Annotated in this window: 15 protein-coding genes and 2 pseudogenes; 9 read left to right on the top strand and 8 right to left on the bottom strand. The window is 47.0% G+C overall.

What is annotated here, in order from left to right:
• Positions 1 to 4: 4 nt before the first annotated feature.
• Positions 5 to 3,247 carry a response regulator gene (locus FDX04_RS23135; protein ID WP_137371518.1) on the top strand — a complete coding sequence of 1,081 codons (3,243 nt, stop codon included), beginning with the start codon at positions 5 to 7 and terminating at the stop codon, positions 3,245 to 3,247.
• 76 nt (positions 3,248 to 3,323) lie between these two features.
• Here FDX04_RS23135 and FDX04_RS23130 read toward each other — a convergent pair whose 3' ends face one another.
• Positions 3,324 to 3,953 (bottom strand): YfdX family protein, encoded by a 630-nt coding sequence (locus FDX04_RS23130; protein WP_061382295.1) that lies wholly within the window; start codon positions 3,951 to 3,953, stop codon positions 3,324 to 3,326.
• Positions 3,954 to 4,234: 281 nt separating this feature from the next.
• Between FDX04_RS23130 and FDX04_RS23125 the strand changes: the two genes are divergently transcribed.
• Both FDX04_RS23125 and FDX04_RS23120 read left to right on the top strand, forming a co-directional pair.
• Complete coding sequence (locus FDX04_RS23125; protein WP_061382294.1) at positions 4,235 to 4,831, top strand: DUF308 domain-containing protein; 597 nt, start codon at positions 4,235 to 4,237, stop codon at positions 4,829 to 4,831.
• On the top strand, positions 4,831 to 5,169 hold the full coding sequence (locus tag FDX04_RS23120) for an HdeA/HdeB family chaperone (protein ID WP_079226122.1): 339 nt from the start codon (positions 4,831 to 4,833) through the stop codon (positions 5,167 to 5,169). The genes FDX04_RS23125 and FDX04_RS23120 overlap by 1 nt, the downstream gene beginning before the upstream one ends.
• 209 nt (positions 5,170 to 5,378) lie before the next feature.
• Here the strand turns inward: FDX04_RS23120 and FDX04_RS23115 are convergent, their stop codons facing one another.
• The 4 genes from FDX04_RS23115 to FDX04_RS23100 form a co-directional block, all read right to left on the bottom strand.
• Positions 5,379 to 8,495 (bottom strand): efflux RND transporter permease subunit, encoded by a 3,117-nt coding sequence (locus FDX04_RS23115; protein WP_137371517.1) that lies wholly within the window; start codon positions 8,493 to 8,495, stop codon positions 5,379 to 5,381.
• A 28-nt stretch (positions 8,496 to 8,523) separates the two neighbouring features.
• On the bottom strand, positions 8,524 to 9,678 hold the full coding sequence (locus FDX04_RS23110; RefSeq protein ID WP_137371516.1) for an efflux RND transporter periplasmic adaptor subunit: 1,155 nt from the start codon (positions 9,676 to 9,678) through the stop codon (positions 8,524 to 8,526).
• A 277-nt stretch (positions 9,679 to 9,955) separates the two neighbouring features.
• Positions 9,956 to 10,522 (bottom strand): Slp family lipoprotein, encoded by a 567-nt coding sequence (locus FDX04_RS23105; RefSeq protein ID WP_137371515.1) that lies wholly within the window; start codon positions 10,520 to 10,522, stop codon positions 9,956 to 9,958.
• Between the two features lie 356 nt (positions 10,523 to 10,878).
• Positions 10,879 to 11,235 (bottom strand): hypothetical protein, encoded by a 357-nt coding sequence (locus tag FDX04_RS23100; RefSeq protein ID WP_079226126.1) that lies wholly within the window; start codon positions 11,233 to 11,235, stop codon positions 10,879 to 10,881.
• Between the two features lie 440 nt (positions 11,236 to 11,675).
• Between FDX04_RS23100 and FDX04_RS23095 the strand changes: the two genes are divergently transcribed.
• Positions 11,676 to 11,903, top strand: a complete 228-nt coding sequence (locus FDX04_RS23095; RefSeq protein ID WP_137371514.1) for a DUF1272 domain-containing protein — start codon at positions 11,676 to 11,678, stop codon at positions 11,901 to 11,903.
• Between the two features lie 153 nt (positions 11,904 to 12,056).
• Here FDX04_RS23095 and FDX04_RS23090 read toward each other — a convergent pair.
• Both FDX04_RS23090 and FDX04_RS23085 read right to left on the bottom strand, forming a co-directional pair.
• Positions 12,057 to 12,648: pseudogene (locus FDX04_RS23090) on the bottom strand (cysteine hydrolase family protein); the annotation flags it as partial.
• A 40-nt stretch (positions 12,649 to 12,688) separates the two neighbouring features.
• The gene (locus FDX04_RS23085) at positions 12,689 to 13,891 is read right to left on the bottom strand and encodes an MFS transporter (RefSeq protein WP_137371512.1); all 1,203 of its coding nucleotides are present in this window, start codon (positions 13,889 to 13,891) and stop codon (positions 12,689 to 12,691) included.
• An 85-nt stretch (positions 13,892 to 13,976) separates the two neighbouring features.
• On the opposite strand from FDX04_RS23085, the gene FDX04_RS23080 reads away from it, so the two are divergent.
• The 3 genes from FDX04_RS23080 to FDX04_RS24585 all read left to right on the top strand — a co-directional run bounded on the left by FDX04_RS23080 (position 13,977) and on the right by FDX04_RS24585 (position 16,900).
• Positions 13,977 to 14,627 (top strand): GntR family transcriptional regulator, encoded by a 651-nt coding sequence (locus FDX04_RS23080; protein WP_137361165.1) that lies wholly within the window; start codon positions 13,977 to 13,979, stop codon positions 14,625 to 14,627.
• 234 nt (positions 14,628 to 14,861) lie between these two features.
• Entirely contained in the window at positions 14,862 to 15,605 is a 744-nt protein-coding gene (locus FDX04_RS23075; protein ID WP_137361309.1) for a hypothetical protein, read from the top strand.
• A gap of 773 nt (positions 15,606 to 16,378) precedes the next feature.
• On the top strand, positions 16,379 to 16,900 hold the full coding sequence (locus FDX04_RS24585; RefSeq protein WP_249935555.1) for a hypothetical protein: 522 nt from the start codon (positions 16,379 to 16,381) through the stop codon (positions 16,898 to 16,900).
• A gap of 165 nt (positions 16,901 to 17,065) precedes the next feature.
• On the opposite strand, the gene FDX04_RS23065 is transcribed toward FDX04_RS24585, so the two are convergent.
• Positions 17,066 to 17,524, bottom strand: coding sequence for an NUDIX hydrolase (locus FDX04_RS23065; RefSeq protein ID WP_137371511.1), 459 nt, complete (start codon positions 17,522 to 17,524; stop codon positions 17,066 to 17,068).
• 595 nt (positions 17,525 to 18,119) lie between these two features.
• Between FDX04_RS23065 and FDX04_RS23055 the strand changes: the two are divergent.
• Positions 18,120 to 19,562 (top strand): annotated as a pseudogene (locus FDX04_RS23055) (DUF1983 domain-containing protein); the annotation flags it as partial.
• Between the two features lie 571 nt (positions 19,563 to 20,133).
• The coding region (locus FDX04_RS24580; RefSeq protein WP_249935554.1) for a phage tail protein at positions 20,134 to 21,120 on the top strand (987 nt) is incomplete at its 3' end.

Raw genomic sequence — 21,120 nt, 5'->3', positions numbered from 1 at the left:
AGTAATGCTGGAACGCTTATTTATTTTTTTGATGGTCATATTTACCATCGGATTGTCTACGGGTGTGAGTTCAGCGCGTCAGGTTGAGCTAAAAAGTAACTATAATACTGCGGTGCAAAATATCAGTTTAAACAAGGAAGAAACAAACTGGTTGGCGCATAAAAAAACATTAGTGGTTGGCACCTGGTTACCGGAAGTCTCCCCTATTGTCTATCAAAACAGCGGGGAAAATTATCGGGGCGTTAACGCGGACTATCTTGCGCTAATGCAAAAAAGTCTCAAAGTAAAAATTGTTATAAAGCAATATGATAACGAGCAGCAGGCGCTTGCCGCACTCGCCAATAATGATGTTGATACGTTGATAACCCAGCTTTCCCGGCGGCAGGATGTCGGCGGGGATTTACTGCGCACTTCAGCATTACTCACAACGTGGCCGACGCTTGTGACGTCATTAAAAAACACCATGCTACCGCTGACGACGAACCATAAGGTCAGCGTCGCATGTGTGCGGGATTGCCCTTTTCTTAACGTTATCCAGGACGCTTTTCCTGATGCTAAAGTCTCATTTTATGACGACGAGTATCAGGCAATGGCGTCGGTAGTGAACGATGATAACCAATATTATATTGGTAACAATATTACCAGCAGTCATTGTATTTCGCGGTATTTTTCGCAATCCCTGGTTATTACGCATTATTTTGACAAGCAAGAACAATATAATTATTTTGTGGTTAATGAAAATCAACCGCTATTAAGAAATATCCTTGATGGTTTTATTACGTCAATAAGTAATGAAATCCATATGCAGGTGATGCAGAACTGGTTAAATCGCGGTAATCTTGCTTATCTTAATGCGCCCATTCCTTTCAGTCGTCAGGAAAAAGAATGGCTGAAGAATAAGCATACCATCCGCATTTTGATCAACCCGGATTACCCGCCCTATACGCTGGTAGATAGCAGCGGCGAGTTACGCGGTATTCTTGGTGATTTGCTGAATATTATTCATCTGCAAACGGGTCTTGATTTTGAACCTGTTTTAGCCACGTCCAGAAGTGAACAGACCAAACTCATCAGTGGTGGGCAGTGGGATATGTATCCGACGATCGCCCCGACTAACCAAAACCAGGATGATTCGGCATTGAGCGATCCGCTGATGAATGTTGCATTCGTGGTTATCACATCGCGCCAGGAAACAGCCGACTCGCTGCTGGAAAAACCGATACGCGTTGCTCTGCCTGCCGGACATATTCTGGAGCGTGGCCTCAAACAACTTTATCCGCAGGTGACATGGGTGAATGCGGATACCGGTAGCGCTGCCATGGCTATGGTCAAGGAGGGCGACGTTGATGCGGCAATCGCGACTGAATTGTCGGCAAAGTTCATTACCGATCATTACTACCAGAATAATATGCACTTCTTCCGGCTTCCTGATATGCCAGGTGCATCGGTGAGTTTTGCTATTTCTTCTCATGAGCCCATGCTGAAGTCTGTCATTGATAAGGCCCTGCAAGCCATACCTCCGCGTGAAATTTTACAGATGACGGAGAAGTGGTCGAAGATTTCCAATACCCAGGTTGATATCTGGAGCCGATATAGCAAACAGTTCTATCAACTGGTGGTATTTGCGCTGGTACTTATTGCTATTAGCCTGATATGGGGGATATCACTCTCCCGTGAAGTCCGTAAAAGAAAGCAATCGCAGCGGTTACTGGAAGAACAGTTGCATCTCAAAGAGGTCTTATCTCAAGAGCTGGAGAGCGAAAAGAATAAAGCGATTGCCGCTACAAAAGCCAAAAGCCGTTTTCTTGCGAGCATGAGCCATGAGTTACGTACCCCGGTAAGCTCGATTGTTGGTTTTGTGGAATTACTCTCAAGCTCAGAGCTCAGTCCGGCACAACGCAAAGAGGCCATTGCTTTGACCGGGGCGACGGCCCAATCATTGCTGGGTCTGATTGGTAAGATTCTGGACGTTGATAAGATTGAATCCGGAAAATATGAGGTTGTTCCCCAGTGGACCGATCTCTCGCAGCTTATTGAATTGCAGTGTCACTCTTTCGATGCTCTGGCCAGGCAGAAAGGTATATCGCTTGCCTGCGTCAGCCAGTTGCCAGTAAACGAGCGGGTATTTGTCGATCAGCAGGCTTTGCGGCAAATTCTCACCAATCTGGTGGGCAATGCGCTGAAATTTACGGTGCAGGGTAGTATTCATGTTACTGCCCGTCTGGCTCCGGACACAGATAATCACGGCACCCTGACAATCGTCATCAGTGATACCGGTTGCGGCATTAGCGAAGAAGAGCAAGCTGGACTGTTCCATCGTTATGCTCAGGGGCGTTGCGGGCGTCAACAAACGGGGTCTGGACTGGGGTTATTTATCTGCAAAGAACTGGTAACGCTAATGGGCGGTACGCTGGAGCTGAGGAGTATTCTGTCGCAGGGAACCACGTTCACAATTACGCTTCCGGTTGAAACTGCCCGACAATCGATAGTACCGGATGGAGATACCCCTGGCGCTGTGTTGCCGTTACCGTGTCTGTCGATTCTGATTGCAGACGATAATCCTACTAACCGGCTGCTGCTTAAACGCCAGTTGAATACCATTGGCTATAGCGTGGATGAGGCCTGTGATGGCGAGGAAGCCGAAGCTAAACTGGCCAAAAAATCATACGACCTGTTGATAACCGATGTGAATATGCCGAAGAAAGACGGGTTTGATCTCGCGGCTTCGCTACGTCGTCAACAACCTCACTTGCAAATATGGGGGCTGACGGCCAGTGCGCTCCCGCAGTCACGCGATCGATGTCTGCAAAACGGTATGAATTTGTGTCTGTTTAAGCCGGTCTCAATCCAGACGCTGACGCATGAATTGAGCAAAATCGACACGGGCTATGCGTCTCCTTGTGCAATCCGGCATTTAAAATTCAATGTACTGACTGAAAATACCGGTGGCGATCGCGCATTAATGAACGAGATACTCGAAACATTCCGTGAGGCAACGCTGAATGATTTACAAGCGGCTGAGAAAGCCGTTGCGCAAGATGAGCCGCAGCTGTTTTTACGGGCGCTTCATCGGTTGCATGGTTCGGCGCAAATTCTGGGTATCACCGCGCTTCAGACGCTGTGCGAACCTTTTGAGTCTATGCGACATGACGATCTTCCGCTGGCTGTACGGCAACAGGCATTACAGAAAATTGTTGCTGTCATGCGGGAAATTGAAATTGAGATCGACAGTCTGATGAGCCATTAATCCCCCCTGATCGGGTAGCCGTAGCAGCCCGATCAGGAGAGAAATGTCTTGATTCATCACTCGTTAGTACAGAGTATTACTGGCCTGCACCCACCATTTCGCTATCAATAACAATGCCTTCTTCAGCACCTTTTAACACAAGGTTAGCCTCATAAAATTTACCCGTGGACAGCAGTTTTTGGGCGCTGGCAACGGCTTTACGCGTCTGATTCAAAGGCATCAGGTATTGGGTCTGAAGCACGCTGATCCCTGCCAGTTGCAAGGTATCCACTGCACCTTTCCAGTCACCTTTGGCCATTTTGCCGTTCGCGGTTTTGATAGCAGATTCTTTTTCCGGCGTCGCAATATAGTCTTCTGATAATGCGATTGTAGCGTTAATAATTACGTACTGATCGTCAATCATCTTCGCCTTAGGCGCTGCTTTGACAAATTTCGCCCAGTCGCTGCTGTCGCCTGCTAACAGGGAAGCGGCGTCATTGGTTAATTTTTTTGCGCTGTCAGGCTGTCCGTGAAACAGAGCCAGACGAGCAAGTTGAATATCACGCATCGCATTGGCGCCTTGTACGGCGACCTGCATAATATCGGCTGCTTCTTTTTGTACATTTGCTGTGGCTGTTTGTGCCGCAGTGGTAGTAGTGGCAGATGCCATTACCGGAGCTGAGCCCATCATAGTTGCAAGCAGACCAGCAAGAATAATCTTTTTCATTACGTTCTCCTGAATAAAGTTGGTATTGTTCACCAAACGCAATAATCATATTAAATAAGTTTAAAGAGAGGAATCAGAGCCAGGATAAAATAATGAGCGTTTAATCCTACAGGTGTCAGACGTCTGACATGTGTAGGATTAAACGCATAGCGACATTCCTTTATTCTTATATACGTATCCTTATCTGAAGCCTTATTATTTGATTGTAAGTGATATGTATTGTGTGAGTATTAACTCTTTTATTAGTAGGTTACATTACGTTTACATGTAACGGAGGATGTATGTTCATTTTTAATCAGCAAGCTCTGAGAACGTTTAATGAAAAAACACTTTCTCATTATAAAAGACACGCAACAATTATGGCGGTGCTGTTGTTGGTGTGTGGTATTTGCTGCTTAATCTATCCTATTGCTGCTGGCGTTTATTTAAGCTACGCGACAGGTTTTATGTTCCTGGTATGCGGTTTTTATTCTATCTATAGCCTGTTTAGCGCTGGGAAGAAGCAGTTGAAAGCCAGATTTACCTATGCATTTTTTGCTATCGCATGGTTACTGCTGGGGTACTGTTTCCTTGTTAACCCTGTGATCGGCATGAATTCGTTGGCTATGGTTTTTTGCTGTTTATTTATTCTTGGTGGTATTTTTCGTGTGGCTTCCGGAGTTCAAATGTTCCGCAGTCCGGGCTATGTCTGGAACATTTTTATCGGCATTTTAGATCTGCTTATTGCTGGTGTATGGCTGAATATGGATCCCGATAAGTCTTACGTGTTCACTTCGATTTTTATTGGGGTCGAGATGATCTTCAGTTCTTTGGCTTTTATCAGCCTGCGTAGAAATACGAAGTTGGCATCAACAGATAAACTAGCCAATAACAACTAATCCTGTCTCTGGAGTGTATCGTGAATATTAAAATGATGGTTTCAGCTGTTGTGATTATGACCTCTGTTTTGGCACCGATGAGCTGTGCGTTTGCTACTCAGGCAACCGAAGCTGCGCCACAAGATATGACCTGTAAAGAATTTGCTGATATGAGTCGGCAATACATGACGGCAATTGCCTTTGTGATTGTTAATAAAAATTCTGACTTTAAAGGCGATGATTATGTTCCGCTGCATGAGGTGGAAACTGTCGCTGTTCCTAAAATGATTAACATGTGTCATCAGCACCCGAATACGAAATTGGGCGAATTGGCCGTAAATCTGCACACGATTGATTAACCGTTTTGATAGCCTGGCTTTAGTTAGAATTGACAACCTCTGTCCCTACACCCGCATTTCCCCTCACAATAAAATAACTCACCCTGCTATCCACGAGGAAACTCGCTGGATAGCCGCGTCCGCTAACAACCGTAGGTCTGATAAGTGAAGCGCCATTCCTGGGATCTTATTACCCGATCCCAGGGATAAGCATCTACAAGGGCAGGGAATTAATGCCGGGTTTTAAATCGCGCCAGCATGTTTTCGACAAGAACAAAGAAGACCGGAACAAAGTAGATCGCCAGCACGGTCGCGGCCAGCATCCCACCGATAACGCCCGTACCGACGGCGTTTTGCGCGCCAGAGCCTGCGCCGTCACTTATTGCCAGTGGGATAACCCCCAGAATGAAGGCCAATGAGGTCATCAAAATAGGACGTAAACGCATTTGCGCAGCTTCCACCGCAGCTTCAAGCGGCGTTTTTCCTTCTTTTTGCATAATCTCGACGGCAAACTCGACGATCAGAATAGCGTTTTTAGCTGAGAGTCCCATGGTGGTGAGCAGGCCAACCTGGAAGTAAACATCATTGCTCAGGCCACGCAGATCGGTCGCCAGTAAAGCCCCGACCACACCGATTGGTACAACCAGCATCACAGAAAACGGTATTGACCAGCTTTCATAGAGTGCTGCCAGCGCCAGAAATACGACGATCAGAGAAATGCCGTACAGCATTGGCGCCTGGTGGGTAGACCGCGCCTCCTGATACGACAGCCCCGTCCAGGCATAACCGACGCCCGCGGGCAGTTTATTAATCAGTGATGCCATAAATTTCATCGCATCGCCGCTGCTTTTCCCTGCGACCGGTTGGCCGAGAATTTCCATTGCAGGCTGTCCGTTGTAGCGTTCAAGACGGGGAGAGCCGTAGGTCCATTCGGTTGAGGAGTAGGCCGAAAGCGGCGTCATCGCGCCGGAGGCGTTACGTACGTACCAGTGATTGATATTGTCCGGCAGCATACGGAACGGCGTATCGGCCTGAACATACACTTTTTTAACGCGTCCCTGGTTAAGGAAATCATTGACGTAGCGGCTACCAAACGCCGTAGAGATGGTCTGATTGATATCTGACAATGCCACACCCATCGCCTCTGCTTTTGTCGCGTTGACGTGAATGCGAAACATCGGTGTATCTTCCAGTCCATTTGGGCGCACTCCGTTAACTTCATCGGGTGACTGGCTGGCCAAAGCCAGGAGCTGGTTGCGGGCCTGCATCATTTTCTCATGCCCAAGATTGCCGTTATCCAGCAACTCCATATCAAAACCTGAAGCGGTACCCAATTCCGCGACTGCGGGTAAATTGAACGGATAAACGACGGCATTATTAATGGTGCTTAAAGCCATCATTGCCCGGCGAATGATGGCGGTAACCGAGTTTTCTTCGCCAACACGTTCTGACCACGGTTTCAGGCTGATAAACGCCAGACCGTTATTTTGCCCCTGTCCGCTGAAGCCAAATCCGCCAACGGTAAAAACAGACGCGACATTTTTCTGTTCTTTTGTCAGATAGTAATCCGTTATTTCCCCAAGCACTTTGCTGGTATTTACCATCGTTGAACCGGAAGGTAATTGCGCCGTGGTCATGAATACGCCCTGATCTTCTTCTGGCAAAAAGGAGGTAGGAGTACGGAGAAACAGTACCATCATGCCAGCACCAATCACTAAATAGACCACCATATAACGGCCGGTGCAACGTAACAGCCTACGGGTGCTGTCCGTGTAGTGATGGGTGCATTTCTCCATGAAGTGATTGAAACGGGTAAACAGAAAATGGGTGTTTTCTTTTTCTCCCTCGTGGGATTTTAACAGCATGGCGCAGAGTGCGGGCGTCAGGCTCATCGCCACGAACACCGACAGCAGCATGGAGGAAATTAAGGTGATGGAAAACTGACGGAAAATCTCACCCGTTGCCCCGCTCATAAATGCCATTGGCATAAACACGGCGGATAAGACGACGGCAATACCGACCAGTGCTCTCTGGAGCTGACCCATCGCTTTATGCGTCGCCGCTTTTGGTGACAAGTGCTCTTCGGCAATAATACGTTCTACGTTCTCAACCACCACGATGGCATCATCAACTAGCAGTCCTATCGCCAGCACCATGCCAAACATCGTGAGCGTATTGATCGAAAAACCGGCAACGTCGAGTATCGCAAAGGTTCCGAGGATAACCACCGGAACCGCGATAGTGGGGATAAGCGTCGCGCGGAAACTTTGCAAAAACAGGTACATGACGAGGAATACCAGAATGATTGCCTCGATCAATGTATGAAACACACCCTGAATTGAAATCTCGATAAAGGGGGTCGTGTCATAGGGATAAACGGTTTTCATGCTGGCCGGAAACCAGGCAGATAATCTGTTCAACTCTTGTTTTACTGCCTGGGATGTTTCAAGGGCATTGGCGCCAGCGGCAAGTTTAATCGCAATTCCGGCTGCGGGTTTTCCGTTGTAACGTGCCACCGTTGCATAATTTTCCGCACCCAGCTCAATGCGTGCGACATCGCGCAGCAGAACCTGGGAGCCGTCCTGCTGAACTTTAAGGAAGATCTTGCCGAATTCATCGGTAGTTTGCAGGCGTGTCTGAACAATGATCGACGCATTTAACTGCTGGTCGGCTGATTGCGGCATTCCTCCCAGCTGTCCGCCCGAGATCTGGTTATTCTGTACTTTGAGTTGGGTAATAACGTCCTGCGGCGTAAGGTTATATTTGTCGAGCTTTTGCGGATCCAGCCAGATACGCATGGCGTATTGCGAACCGAATAACTGTACGCTCCCGACCCCGGGAGTGCGGCTTAGTGGGTCTTTAATATTCGACGCCACATAGTCAGCAATATCATATTGGCTCAGACTGTTATTATCAGAGATAAAACCGGCGACCATTAAGATATTGCTGCTGGATTTATCAACGCTGATCCCTTGCTGTTGGACTTCCTGTGGCAAGGAAGGCATCGCCAGCTGCAGTTTATTCTGTACCTGAACCTGCGCAATGTCGGGTGACGTACCCGTTTTGAAGGTCAGGATAATCGACGCATTACCTGCCGCATCGCTGGTGGATGACATATACATCAGGCCATCAAGCCCGTTCATATTCTGTTCAATCACCTGAGTCACCGAGTCTTCAACGGTCTTAGCGTCTGCACCGGGGTAGGCTGCGCTGATGGTAATAGTGGGGGGAGCAATTTGCGGATATTGCGCGATAGGCAAGTTCATTATCGCGATACCGCCGGTAAACATCATGATAATAGCGAGCACCCAGGCGAAAACCGGGCGCTCAATAAAAAAGTTAGCCATGAAGAAGGTGTCCTTAATACCTGAAATATTACTGTTCAGTTACCGTGTCAGGTGTGTTTGGTTTTGCTGCGAGGATTTTGGCTTTAATTCCCGGACGGATTCTTTGTAATCCGGATACAATGACCCGATCGCCAGGATGTAATCCCGTAGTCACCAACCATTGATTGCCTACAGCCTTCACCGCATTTATTTCGCGTAGTTGCACCACGTTTTCTTGATCGAGGATTAACGCTGTGGCCTTTCCCTGCGCGTTATGCGTAATCCCTTGCTGTGGAACCATTAAAACATTCTGTTGGCTGCCCTCATCCAGCAATGCTGTGACGTACATACCGGGTAAAATTTCACCCTCAGGATTGGGGAACACGGCGCGCAAGGTCACGGAGCCGGTAGTCTCATCGACGGCAGGATCGGAAAACTCAAGCGTGCCGGTATAGCGATAGGGCTTGCCATTTTCCAGCATCAGCTCAACCGGAATTTTGCCCTTTTGCTGGGCAATTTTCCCACTGGCTTTTTCTTCTTTCAGGCGTAAGAAGTCTTGTACTGACTGCGTTAAATCAACATAAATAGGATCCAGTCTTTGCACGGTAACCAGCGCGTTTCCCTGATTCGCGGTGACCAGAGCACCCACGGTTACGGAGGATTTACCGCTGATGCCCTCAATCGGCGAGGTGACATTGGCGTAACGCAGGTTGATGGTGGCCTGCTCAAGATCCGCTTTGGCGACGGCGACATTGGCTTCTGCTTCATTAAGCTGTGAGCGCGTCGTGTCGTAGTCCTGGCGGCTGACGTAATTGGATTTTATTAATGCTGACTGCCGATTTAATGTCAGTCGCACATTATTGGCCGTCGCCTGCGCCTTTGCCAGTGCGCCTCTGGCTGCATCCAGCCTGGCCTGCAACGGGGCGGGATCAATTTGATACAGTGACTCTCCTTTGCTGACTTTGTCACCTTCAATAAAATTACGTTTGATGATGATCCCCCCAACCTGAGGGCGGATTTCGGCGATCTCAAATGAAACCGCGCGGCCAGGAAGCTCGCTTTTAATATTCACTGAGGAAGGCGCTAAGGTAACAACGCCGACCCCGGGCTCCATGGCGGTTTTTACTGCAGGTTTATTATCGCAGGCGGTAATAATGACGCTGCTAAAAAATAATGGTATCAACAGTAAGCATTTTCTGTTCATAGTAATCCCTGAAGAATTCGTAAGCACAAATGTTTTTTTATGGCATGCAGGGTGGGGGAGTTATCGGTAAATAACAGAAGATGGTCAGGCATGAGAAAAGTAACGCCCATTTTTGCGCTAAAAGTTAGCGGTTAAATTACATGCAGCAGAAATAATGAATATTTAGCGAAGGATCACATGGAGCACGATGACGCAATAAGCGAAACGCGGAGTGATTAAAATGCGTGTTGGCAAACACTCGGCTCCGGAGTCTATTCGCATCACCGTACTACAGGGATTATTTCACTAGCTCTGGCGTAACCTCGGTTACGGTATTTGCGGAGTAGGGCATTCCCCACATCGGTCCGGGCCAGAACGCGCCATAACCGTAATCCCACATATTATAGGTCGTGTTTACGGACTCAGTTAAATGCCAAACCTGAATGCCTTGTAAATCAACTTTAACAAAGTTGTACGGGATTTTGTTGATGAATCCTTGTTCATCTCCTTGAATTGTCCCTAAAATAGTCACGAAGTGGTTTCTGTAATTTACCGGGTCGAGAAAACCCTTCTGTTGGGCAAGAATACGTCCCTGATAGCTGGCGTCTATTTGTGGTTTAGCGTCGTTGTTCAGCGGTAGAACGGCGATTTCCAGTAACGTATCCGTTTTGGTGTTAATTACATTGATGACTTTACCCCCAAATCGGGCCTGCTGGCCTGTATATAACCCCGGTTGGTTATGCACGGAGATAAAGTTCTTTTGTATATCTGGTTGATTATTACCTTTGATATTTTCAGGAATTGAAGCACATGATGCCAGAGTGAAAGCAAGGGCAATAATCAGCAACCCTTTTGTTTTTTTCATTTTACTTTCCTGCTAAAAAAAGACAGGTCTATAGTAAACCTTTACTCATTATTGTCAGCAGGTGCGAGGCTGATTATCTAAAATTAATATAATTGTAGCTTATGGTAATAACAGACAGTATTTTAGCGGGTCGCAGGGAGAGTGGATGGCGGTCAACAACTGTGATGTGCTGATGATACCACAAGGTTATTACACGGTGGCGACCATGGCAGGATAATCACGTTGGGGGCGTTTAAACTCAGTCATCATCACGTTCTGCGGATTTAAGTCAGAAACGTGTCAACGCTGTGCAGGACGGATCATGCTAATAATAAAAAGCCGCGAAAGCGGCTTTTTATTATTGAATGGCTGGAGGATTATTCGCTGACTTTTTTCTCAACGGAGGCTGCACCTTCTTTGGTCTTATTCCAGCCTTTCTCGGTAACTTCTTTTGTTGCATTCCAACCTTTTTCAGCGCCTTCCTTGGTTGTATTCCAGGCTTTTTGTGAGCCCTCACTCACCTTGCTGCTCAGGTCATCTTGCTTACCTTCAGCAGTATGTTTTGCTTTTAACTGTTGCTCTTCGCCCTGATTCTGCGCCTGATGCAGTTTTTCTTTTGCAGTATTCGCGTTTTCGTGCGCGGCAGCGACATCATTATCGGTTGCGTGTGTTGTTGCGGCAATAACAGGAGAAGCCAGCAGAATTGCAGATAATGCGATAATTGTCTTTTTCATAATATCCTCGCTTAGCGTTATAAGTTATTAGCGTGATGAAGCATGACATACAAACGAAGCGCTGACTTTAGGAAAAAACTGTAAGTGCTGCTAACGTTATTTATCCATTTTGTGCAACTGTGAGCAATTAATACGGTTATTTTTGTGGCAGGTCTTGTTTTTTTGCACGAAAGGGAAGGTGTAAAAAGCGTAGTGATAATGTTGATATGAAAAGTGTTATCTATTTGATTTTTATGTGATTGATTGGGGCGTTATAGGCTGGTCGTTCGTTTCCGAAGGTGAGCGTTTCTATCAAATAATTCACTCTCTTGATTTTTCTGGTTTATAGACAATGCTCATTTAATACAGGCAAAAACAATATCGTCGTCTATCGTAAAGGTGATACAGGTAGATGGCTTTTGGTATATCCAATGATGTGCCTTTAACAATAAGAGAGCACTATGCTTGAATTCCGTCCTAATTGCGAATGCTGTGATAAAGATCTGCCTCCTGAATCAAAAGGGGCATACATCTGTTCATTCGAATGCACATTTTGCGCCGATTGCGTGACCCAACGGCTTAATGGCCAGTGCCCGAACTGCGGAGGGGAGCTGGTGCGACGTCCAATACGCCCCGAAGCATCCCTCCTGCGGCACCCTGCATCCACTCAGCGTCACTATCAACAATAGAGATGCAAACTACGTTCGCTCGTCGCTTGTAAGGGTCTCCGTGATCCTGCTGCTCGTCAGTTTAGTGCCAGGAACGGACGTTTATATGAACGGCAATCGCGCTTCTCCGGTCAACTCCACAACCCAAACGGTGGGTACTTCGACATCAGATATTTTATGCCCAGGCTTTTGATATTTCCGTTGAATGAGTAACGAAGGCATGTTGAGGCAAGATGTTTTCAAGCAAAAACAAATTGGTGTCATAATCTGGATCGGCACAACAATCTCTCGCAATCACAAGCCGGTAATCCAGGTCAAAAGCTTGCCCAACGGTAGACAGCACAACACCACTTGTGGTGACGCCAGTAAGAATCAAAGTTTCTATTCCCTGCACCCTAAGAACCAAATCGAGTTCAGTAAAGGAGAAAGCCCCCACTCTGCGTTTAACAATGACGACCTCATTCTCTTCAGGAGCGACATCTGCATGAATGGCCGTGCTCTCGTTATCAACCATAAAAATGCCATTCCCTTTAATTGACGAGAAAATCGTGTTGTTGTGACTGACTTCAGGGTAACCCTTGCGGAATCCGACACTCACGTAGATAACCGTTACGCCAGCTGCGCGTGCGGTAGATATCAACGATGCCGTGTTGCGAATAACATCTCTGGCACTCTCTTGCGGGAGGAAGTTGTTGAGGATGAGCATCTGAAAGTCCATTACCAGCAGCGCGCTATTTTTATTGATATTACTGAGTTGAGTCGTCATAAAATCTCCGGGATTTGCAGGTACGAGGCAATGCCGTCAGTCAACGCGTTGCTGACTGACGATGAATGTTGAGATTCCAGGCTGCTCCGAGCAGCAGTATGCAACTGGTTGCCAGGAAGACGGCTCGCATACCGATATGCCCGCCGACAAAGCCGCCGATCAACGGCCCGATGAACTGACCTGCGAACTGTGCCGCTACGGAATAACCGAGGATGCTCCCTACCATTCCTTCTGGTACACGATGACGTATTACCGCCGCCATACATGGCAGTAATCCACCTAGTGCCAGCCCCATAAGGAAACGCAGAGCAATAAGCTGCCAGCCTGAGGAAACAAACGCCTGAGGAATAAGCAGAAAACCGGCTGTCGCCAATGCCATTGTGATAATGCGTAAATGTCCTATCCTGTCTGCCAGTTTTCCAAGCCAGGATGCAGAAATAATGCTGCCCAGGGCTGCGGCAGCCATTACATATCCTGCCACTTTGGTTATCTGAGAAGCGTCACTGACGAGAGTTCGCACATATACCGTAATAATGGGCTCTATCGACATGTTGGCCAGCATCAGCAGCAGACCGGTGCAAAGCATACAAATAATTACAGTACGGGCAGGCAACTGCGACCAGCTCACTGCCGTTTTTGCCACGGTATTCTCAGGCTTTTGCACCTCTTCGCGAATGAGGGTGAGGGTCATGATAAAGGACAGAAATATCAGCGCACCTGCACAGAAAAACGTGGTTCGAATTCCGATCAGACCAGGGAGCCACCCTCCGGCAAGTGGACCGACAAGATTGCCCGCCATTACACCGGATGAAACAATCCCCAGTGCCCAGGCTGCACGTTCTCTGGGGGCCTGTACTGCGATAAGAATTGTCGCGCCGGATGAGTAACCTCCCGCCAGGCCAACTAACAACCTTAGTCCGACAAGTTGCCATATATTTGTCACCAGCCCCATAAGCGAAACAGTAACCGCCATGCCAAGGCTGGCTCTCACGAGCATCGACTTGCGTCCATATCTGTCACCGAGTTTCCCCCAGACAGGGGCGATCAACCCGGCAGTGATAAACGTTGCGCTGAATGCGACACCAGACCATTGCACGACCGCGGTATGCCCGCTAACACCCAGTTCTTCGACATACAAAGGCAGAAACGGCAGCATAAGGGTCATTGCGAAGACCGTTGAGAACGAGCCAATGAAGCAAACAAGCAGGTTTCGCTGCCAGAAGCTGTTATAGAATTGGGTCATAGAAATACTCTTTCTTGGTATACCAAATTGGTATACCATATCGATTGCGCATCTTACTGTCAATTTGCGGGAGAACATTGTTGTTATGAGTCAGGCATCAGAAGTTGAAAACCAATTAAGAAAACTGATACTCAATATGGAGCTGGGGCCAGGAGAACGACTTACCGAGCGCTGGGCTGAAGCAACGTTTAACGCATCCCGGACGCCAGTGCGAGCCGCATTACAAAAACTGGAGTCAGAAGGTCTGGTCCGTCGTGATGGGCTGCGCTGGTTAGTGGCGCCGATCGATGTCGCAGAAGTTGAACAGCTATGTATTTACCGGGAAGTACTGGAAGTGGCGGCATTAAAACTATCAGCCAGCCAGATGACGGAAGAACAACTCAACGGTCTGGAAAACCTGCTCAAAACGAAGACTGCTGATGTGTCAGAAGAGGTGATGGAGGATGCCGGGACACGATTCCATCTACAGCTGGCCCGTCTTTGTCAGAATGCGTTTATTTTCGAAGGGGTAAGCGATGCCCTGCGCCGGCTTTCACGGGCACGATGGCTCGACAAAGCACCATCGAATCCCGCATGGGAAGATCATCAAGAAATAATAGCGGCGCTTAGGTCGCAGGAGACTGAAAAAGCGGCAGAGTTACTCGCCGTTCATCTCAGCGAAAGCCGCCTTCGCTTACTGGAAGCCATCAATTCAAGTAGACGGAGCTTGAGGGCAAGAGGTATTGCTATCTCCTGATTAAGCGGTGAGTATTTACGACAACATGACAGAGGTCCGCTCCTCGTTCACTGCAGATCTTTAGCTCAGTGACCTGGTCCGCTTCGTGCCACACGCGGACGTTGCTAACTTTGGTCCTTATTCATCAGTGGGGGGGCAGGTCAGTCAATCTATATGCTATTTGTTTTGCTCTTAAGTTCTGAACTATAGTGCCGATAGGGAAATTAAGTACTTTTGTCCTAAGGAAGCAAGGTGGTGAAAGATTTTTCAAAATACTCGAAAGCGTTAGGGATGGCTAAGTTCTATGTTTATGCATTTTATGACACTGAAGATGCATCAAAAAAACCGTTTTATATAGGCAAAGGCAAGTCAGAACGCTGTCTTGATCATATAAAGTGTAATGATGGCTCTCCGAAATCAGAACGAATTAATCATCTGTTAAAAACAGGAAACCTGGGAATCGACATACTACGCCATGGCATGGATGAGGCAACCGCTAAGCTTGTTGAAGCTACATGTATTGATCTCTTAGGTGTTGGAGAACTGACCAACAAAGTACGAGGAAGCAGCTCCCTTATGGGGCGAATCACGCTGGATGAGCTCAACCATCTCCTTCTTAAGCAAGAAACGGAAATTGCACCTGAACATGCAGGGCTCGCTTTTTTGCTAAACAGCACCTATAAGTCTGGCATGAGTGCACTTGCATTATATGAAGCTACGCGTGGCGTCTGGGCAAAAGTACCAAAAGATGAAAACCTGCAATTTGCATACGCAACCTACGGCGGTTTGGTGATGGAAGTCTACGAGATACAGTGCTGGTTAAAGGCAGGCTCTCAGCAGTACTTTACCCGGGAACTGGTCATCCCCCCCGAAACCAACCGTTCAGAATTTGTTGGACGAATCGCATCACCAGAAATCAGAGAATTATACGTAGGCAAGCTAATCAAAAAATCGCGTAGTCATGGTAGCCCTTTCGTAAAAGTCGGTCTGGCGCAATAAACTTGTAAGTATCCCGCATAGACGTCCGCTCCTCGCTCAGAGCGGACTGTCAGCCTAAAGCAGTCTGCTAAGTTCCAGAAGTAGACATCGCGGAATAGAGGAACATACTCGGTAAAACTCTTTGATTCACCTAGAAGATTCGGTGCAATTATCTATTCTCGTTTATGCGATCACAAAATTATCTTCATATTGTTGTTGGTATCTGTTATAAAAACATAATATTGTTAATGGAATCACTAATTATAAAAAAGAACATCAATGAAAAAAATATGGAAATCATTAAACCTTGGCATCACCCATTTTTTATTCTTCTATATGGCAATACTCGTCATCATGCCTCAGAGAGGCCTTGTATACCCAATTGTTATTTGGCTGGGGATGATTATCCTAAGCGGGCTAGTTATACATTATTATTGGAACGAAAAATCGACCAATCAGCTGGCTACTCGCCTTCGAAAAAGTCATAGGAAAACGCAAAGTGCAGCATTGTTTTCGTCGTTATTGTTCTTATTGACATGTATTTCCTTTAAGATTATTGATTATATCAGTCTCATCATTCCAAATGCATTAATTATCATGACCACCTTACTAATTGCATATACAATTTTATCCCACCTAAAATCTTTTGACAATAAAGAAAAAACATAATTGCAAAAGTAAAACTAGGGATTAAATATTCATGGGTAATAGTAACTTTAATTTCATATTATCTTGCTCGCTCGCTAGTCTCTAACTCATTTGATATTCCTTTTGACACCACATTTAACAAACTCATGACAGCAGTCACGGCCTTGCTTTTTATATTTATTTTCTACTATGCTATTTATTTTATGTGCACCCCTTATTTAACCCTTATTATTCCACAGGTGAAAAAGGTAAAGGCAACACCCTGTTGTGATATTAACTATTCAATGTCTGTTTTTGCTCCATTATTTTTTATTGGTTACATTTCATATATTGCATTTAGTGTCCAGACATTCTCCATCATCAAATTCGGTTACGGATTTGCCATGGAATATGACACACGAGACACTTTCTTTTGTAAGAATAAATATATGTGGCTCAACGAACATCCTAAAGCTCGATTTATGTTTATCTCTGAAGGAAACTATCGTGCATTAATACCTCATCATGATGACTTTACAATATCACGCTTAACCTGTACGAATAGTGAGCCGTACTATTCACTAGTTACCGTAAAAGATAAAAAAGATTTCATGTTAGATGCTTTGAATCAGCGAGCAGAGATGCTTGCTATCGACCTAAAGACAGCAATATCCCCGAATGCCCAATAGCATTCACCAGTTACGTAGCTATGCACACGAAATCCCACACTTTAAAGGATGCATACTGCGGGATAGATTACAGGCGTTAGGTTATGAGGTCTAAAACGTCCGCAGATCGCTCATAGCGGACCTTCAGCTCAGGTAACTTGTCCACTTCGTGCCAGAAGTGGACATCTAAAGCCGTTTCAGAGAGTTAAGTTCAAGTATGTTAATTATCAAATCGAGTGGGAAGATGATTTCTTTAGTTTGTTTGAGCTCTTCTAAGCTCCACCAGTAGTGCTCGCGAATGACTTCTTTTTCGTTGTTACTCCAACCTGATCGGTCAATATCTGGTTTTTCTGCAGTAATAATAAAGAAATGTTCTTCAGCGAGAACGTTCTCACCACTTGGCAACATCATAGGAAAGGTTCTGGAGGCTATTTGTGGTCCCGCCGTTTTTCTTGTCAGGCCCGTTTCTTCAAATAACTCACGTAACGCCGCCTGCTCAAAAGACTCGTTGTGCTCAAGTCCTCCGCCTGGCGTTGCCCAGTAAGTTTTTCCATCCAGAGCATCATCTTTATGGCAGAACCTAAAGAGCAGAACGTGATTTTCAGGTGAAAGAACTATCAATCGAGAGGATGGACGAGTACGCATTTATTCCCTCTTAAATAAAATTTAAACCCTCATTGCGGATTTTCATATAAACATACATTGCAGTCTGCAAGCGCGCATAGAGAATGTATTTTCTTGCCACGATGGCCGATTCAGGCAGGGTGATTCACCATTACGCGTAGTTGCTGTTTTATCAGTGTACTATCCTGGAAAGGATAAAATCCACACGCTCCTCAACAGAAACGCATGGCAATTCAATCAACTGATAATCATACATACGGTATGTTTGCGCCATTGCGTGATATGTCGCGACGGCGACATCGAAAGATTGCTTGCGCTCGGTAAGGGGGGATTGGGTGCAGGGGGAGGAATAGGGTCTTTTCCAACAGGAGAGATCCATTGGTTAAGTAGATCCCTGTCTTAAGGGCGCAATTAAAAAAACGCCCGTATCAGCAAGATAGTACAAGGCGTTCAGGCGCTGAGAAACGAAAAGGGTTCTTCCTGGAAGAGTGATTTTTCAGAGGAGCTGAATCAGAAGGGAGGCTGGCAGCCTTTGGGGAGGCCACCAGCCATGTGAGGGGGAATCCATGAAAACCACATCACAAAATTATTATCTCATCAGCACGGGGGCAGCACAATGGAGCTGACGATCACGCCGAATTTTGCACAGGAACGAGCGCTAAACATGTTGCGCCGTGACTGGAAGGAAAACGACACCTTCATGGTGTACTCACCAACTGGTAGCGGTAAAACTGGTCTTGCCGCTTTCATCGTTGCCGGGTTCGTCAGCCGTGGTATGCGCGTTCTGTTTTGTGCACCGTACACCATCCTGATTGGTCAAACGGCCAATCGCTTTGTGGAGTACGGGTTACCGGGGGATGAAATCGGTTATATCTGGGCGGATCACCCGAACTACGATCCAGCCCGTAAAATTCAGATTGCCAGCGCCGACACGCTTATTCGTCGTGTTTTTCCTGAAAATATCGATCTGCTGATTATCGACGAAGCTCACCTGCGTAAAAAACGCATCCTGAAGGATATCGAACGGCTGCGCGGCAAAGGCGTAAAGGTGATTGGTCTGTCGGGTACGCCTTTTTCCCCATTCTTGGGCAAATACTATGACCGACTGATTAAGCCGACCACCATCGGCGAGTTAATCCAGCGTGGCGATCTGAGTAAATACGAATTTTACGCGCCAACAAAGCCGGATCTGAAAGGCGTAAAAACCAAGTCCTCGCTTGAGTACGGCAGCGATTACAACGAAACGCAGTTGGCTGAAATCATGTGTGGCTCTACGCTGGTGGGCGATATCGTACAGAACTGGCTGGAGAATGGGCGGGATCTGCCTACTATCGCTTTCTGCGTCAATGTAGCCCACGCCAATTTCCTGACAATCCAGTTTAACCAGGCGGGTGTTAACGCTGAGGTCATGACCGCCGACACTCCAGTGGATGAGCGCCAGACCATCATTCACCGCTTTGAAACCGGTGCAACGAAAATCATCGTTAGTGTGGGCGTTTTGGTGGCCGGCTTCGATAGTGACGTTCGTTGCATCATCTACGCCAGGCCAACAAAAAGCGAAATTCGCTGGCTGCAGGCGCTCGGGCGTGGCCTGCGCACCGCACCGGGTATTCTGGTGGTTAAAACGACCATTGCAGATGTTGATAAAGCGATGGCTGAAATGTCCACACAGGTGCAGGCGCAGATTAAAGATGTAACCGCCTCGCTTGAGGATAAGCTCACTGCCACCGTTGATGCTATAAGTGCTACGGCCATTCATACCCTGAAAGTCGGAGTGCGCATCAACGATATTTTTTACGGTGCCGGGATGTCGATTGCGGTGCTGGCAGAAGCGGGTAAGCCGGTAGTCACCCGTGTCGGGTTTAACGCCAATCAGTTCGTCCTGATGAGTGGCAGCGGTGATACGCAATATTCACCTTTTGCGGTGGTGAATGGTCAGGTATTTATCAGCGATGCGTTTATTCAGGATGGCAGTATTACCAATACAAAAATTGGTAATTACATACGCTCGAATAATTACCAGACAGGATTGACCGGCTGGAATATTGATAAAACTGGTCAGGCTGAATTTAACGATGTCACCGTACGCGGAACTGTATATGCAACCGGCGGATCGTTCACTGGCGATATTCATGCTGAAGACGGGGAATTCTATGGCACCGTATCAGCCCGGAAATTTGTGGGCGATATTGTTGCCCTATACACATATAACGATTATCCCGGATTGACCGCGCCAATTAACACCAAAACGTTCACATATAAAGACAGTTCCAGTTTAGGGCTACAAAAAACAATATTGTTCCAGGTTGGATGCCAGGTGAGGAGTCTTACATCAACAGCAACTTCGGCAACGATTATTATCAGCATTAACGGAAACGAAAAAAGATACACGTTTTCAACATCAAGCGGTGGTTCGAGTAGCGGCAGCACCGTCCCGTTCGTTGTTACGCACTCCATTGTTACGACGGCGGATATCGTATCAATCACACTCCGGGAAGAGGCGATTGGCAGTTACCAGCATTCACTTTATAGCCCCACAATAATGGTAGGGCGTTCCTCGGGGAATTTCTCCGGTGGCTAATTGCACACACCGTACGACAGCTAAATAACAATTGTAAAGCGAGGTCTCAATGAGCGCAGGAACACTCACCCTGACGAATAACTCTGCAGCCGTAATGGGCAGCGGAACTGCATTTACTACAGAACTGGCAGCCGGTGATTTCGCTGTTGTTACAGTGAATACATCACTGACACTGGTGAGTAATTTCACCGGGCCAACGCAATCTGGTGCGGCCTGGTATGCAGTTCCTCGTATCGCCATGAACCTGGTCACCGCAGCTGTAGTAACACAAGCTGCTGAAGCGCTGCGCGGGCTGAACTATGATAAACAGAACTGGCAGCAGGTATTCAGTGGCTCGGGGAATATCACGGTAAGACTACCGGATGGAACTTCTTACCCAGGACCATCTTGGAAATATCTTTCTGATAATGCAGCCACAAAAACGGGAGGGGCTGTTCCGGTTGAACAGGGGGGGACTGGGGCGACAAATTATCAAGATGCTCGTGAAAAACTTGGGTTAGGAAGCAGCTCAACCCGTGATATTGGAGATACTGGAGATGGCGTCGTTACTGCGAATAAAACGCGTGTCGCGCATGCCAAATCAGGGCCAATGGTAGCAAGCAATACCGCATCAGATTTTAGTAACGACTTTAATAAGTTACCTATTGGTGATGTGGCTATTGGGTTAAATGCTGCAGGAGGAATGGCATCAGGCCCGGGATTTTCTGGACAGCACTGGGCGACAGTATCTGCATTTGGATGGGGGCACAAATTTTTAGTTGACTGGATCTATTCTGGATCGGCTGTACAATTGGGAACGCGTTTTTATAATTCAAATGGTGGCGTTTCGGATTGGGCTATTTTTTACAACAATAAGAATACAACTAAAGCCAGCGACGGGACACTGAAAGCCGCTTCGCCGATAGTGCAGGTTTATGGTGATGGTTCATTCCATTTAAATGATGAGTCAGAGGGGTGTACTGTCACCCGGCAGACCGTCGGTGAATATCTTATTGAAGGCTGTATGGGCCTGAATGCTGATGCCAGTTGGGGGGGC

Source organism: Citrobacter sp. wls615 (genome assembly GCF_005281355.1).
GTDB classification, from domain to species: Bacteria; Pseudomonadota; Gammaproteobacteria; order Enterobacterales; family Enterobacteriaceae; genus Citrobacter; species Citrobacter werkmanii.
This window is presented reverse-complemented; position numbering and strand designations above follow the sequence as displayed.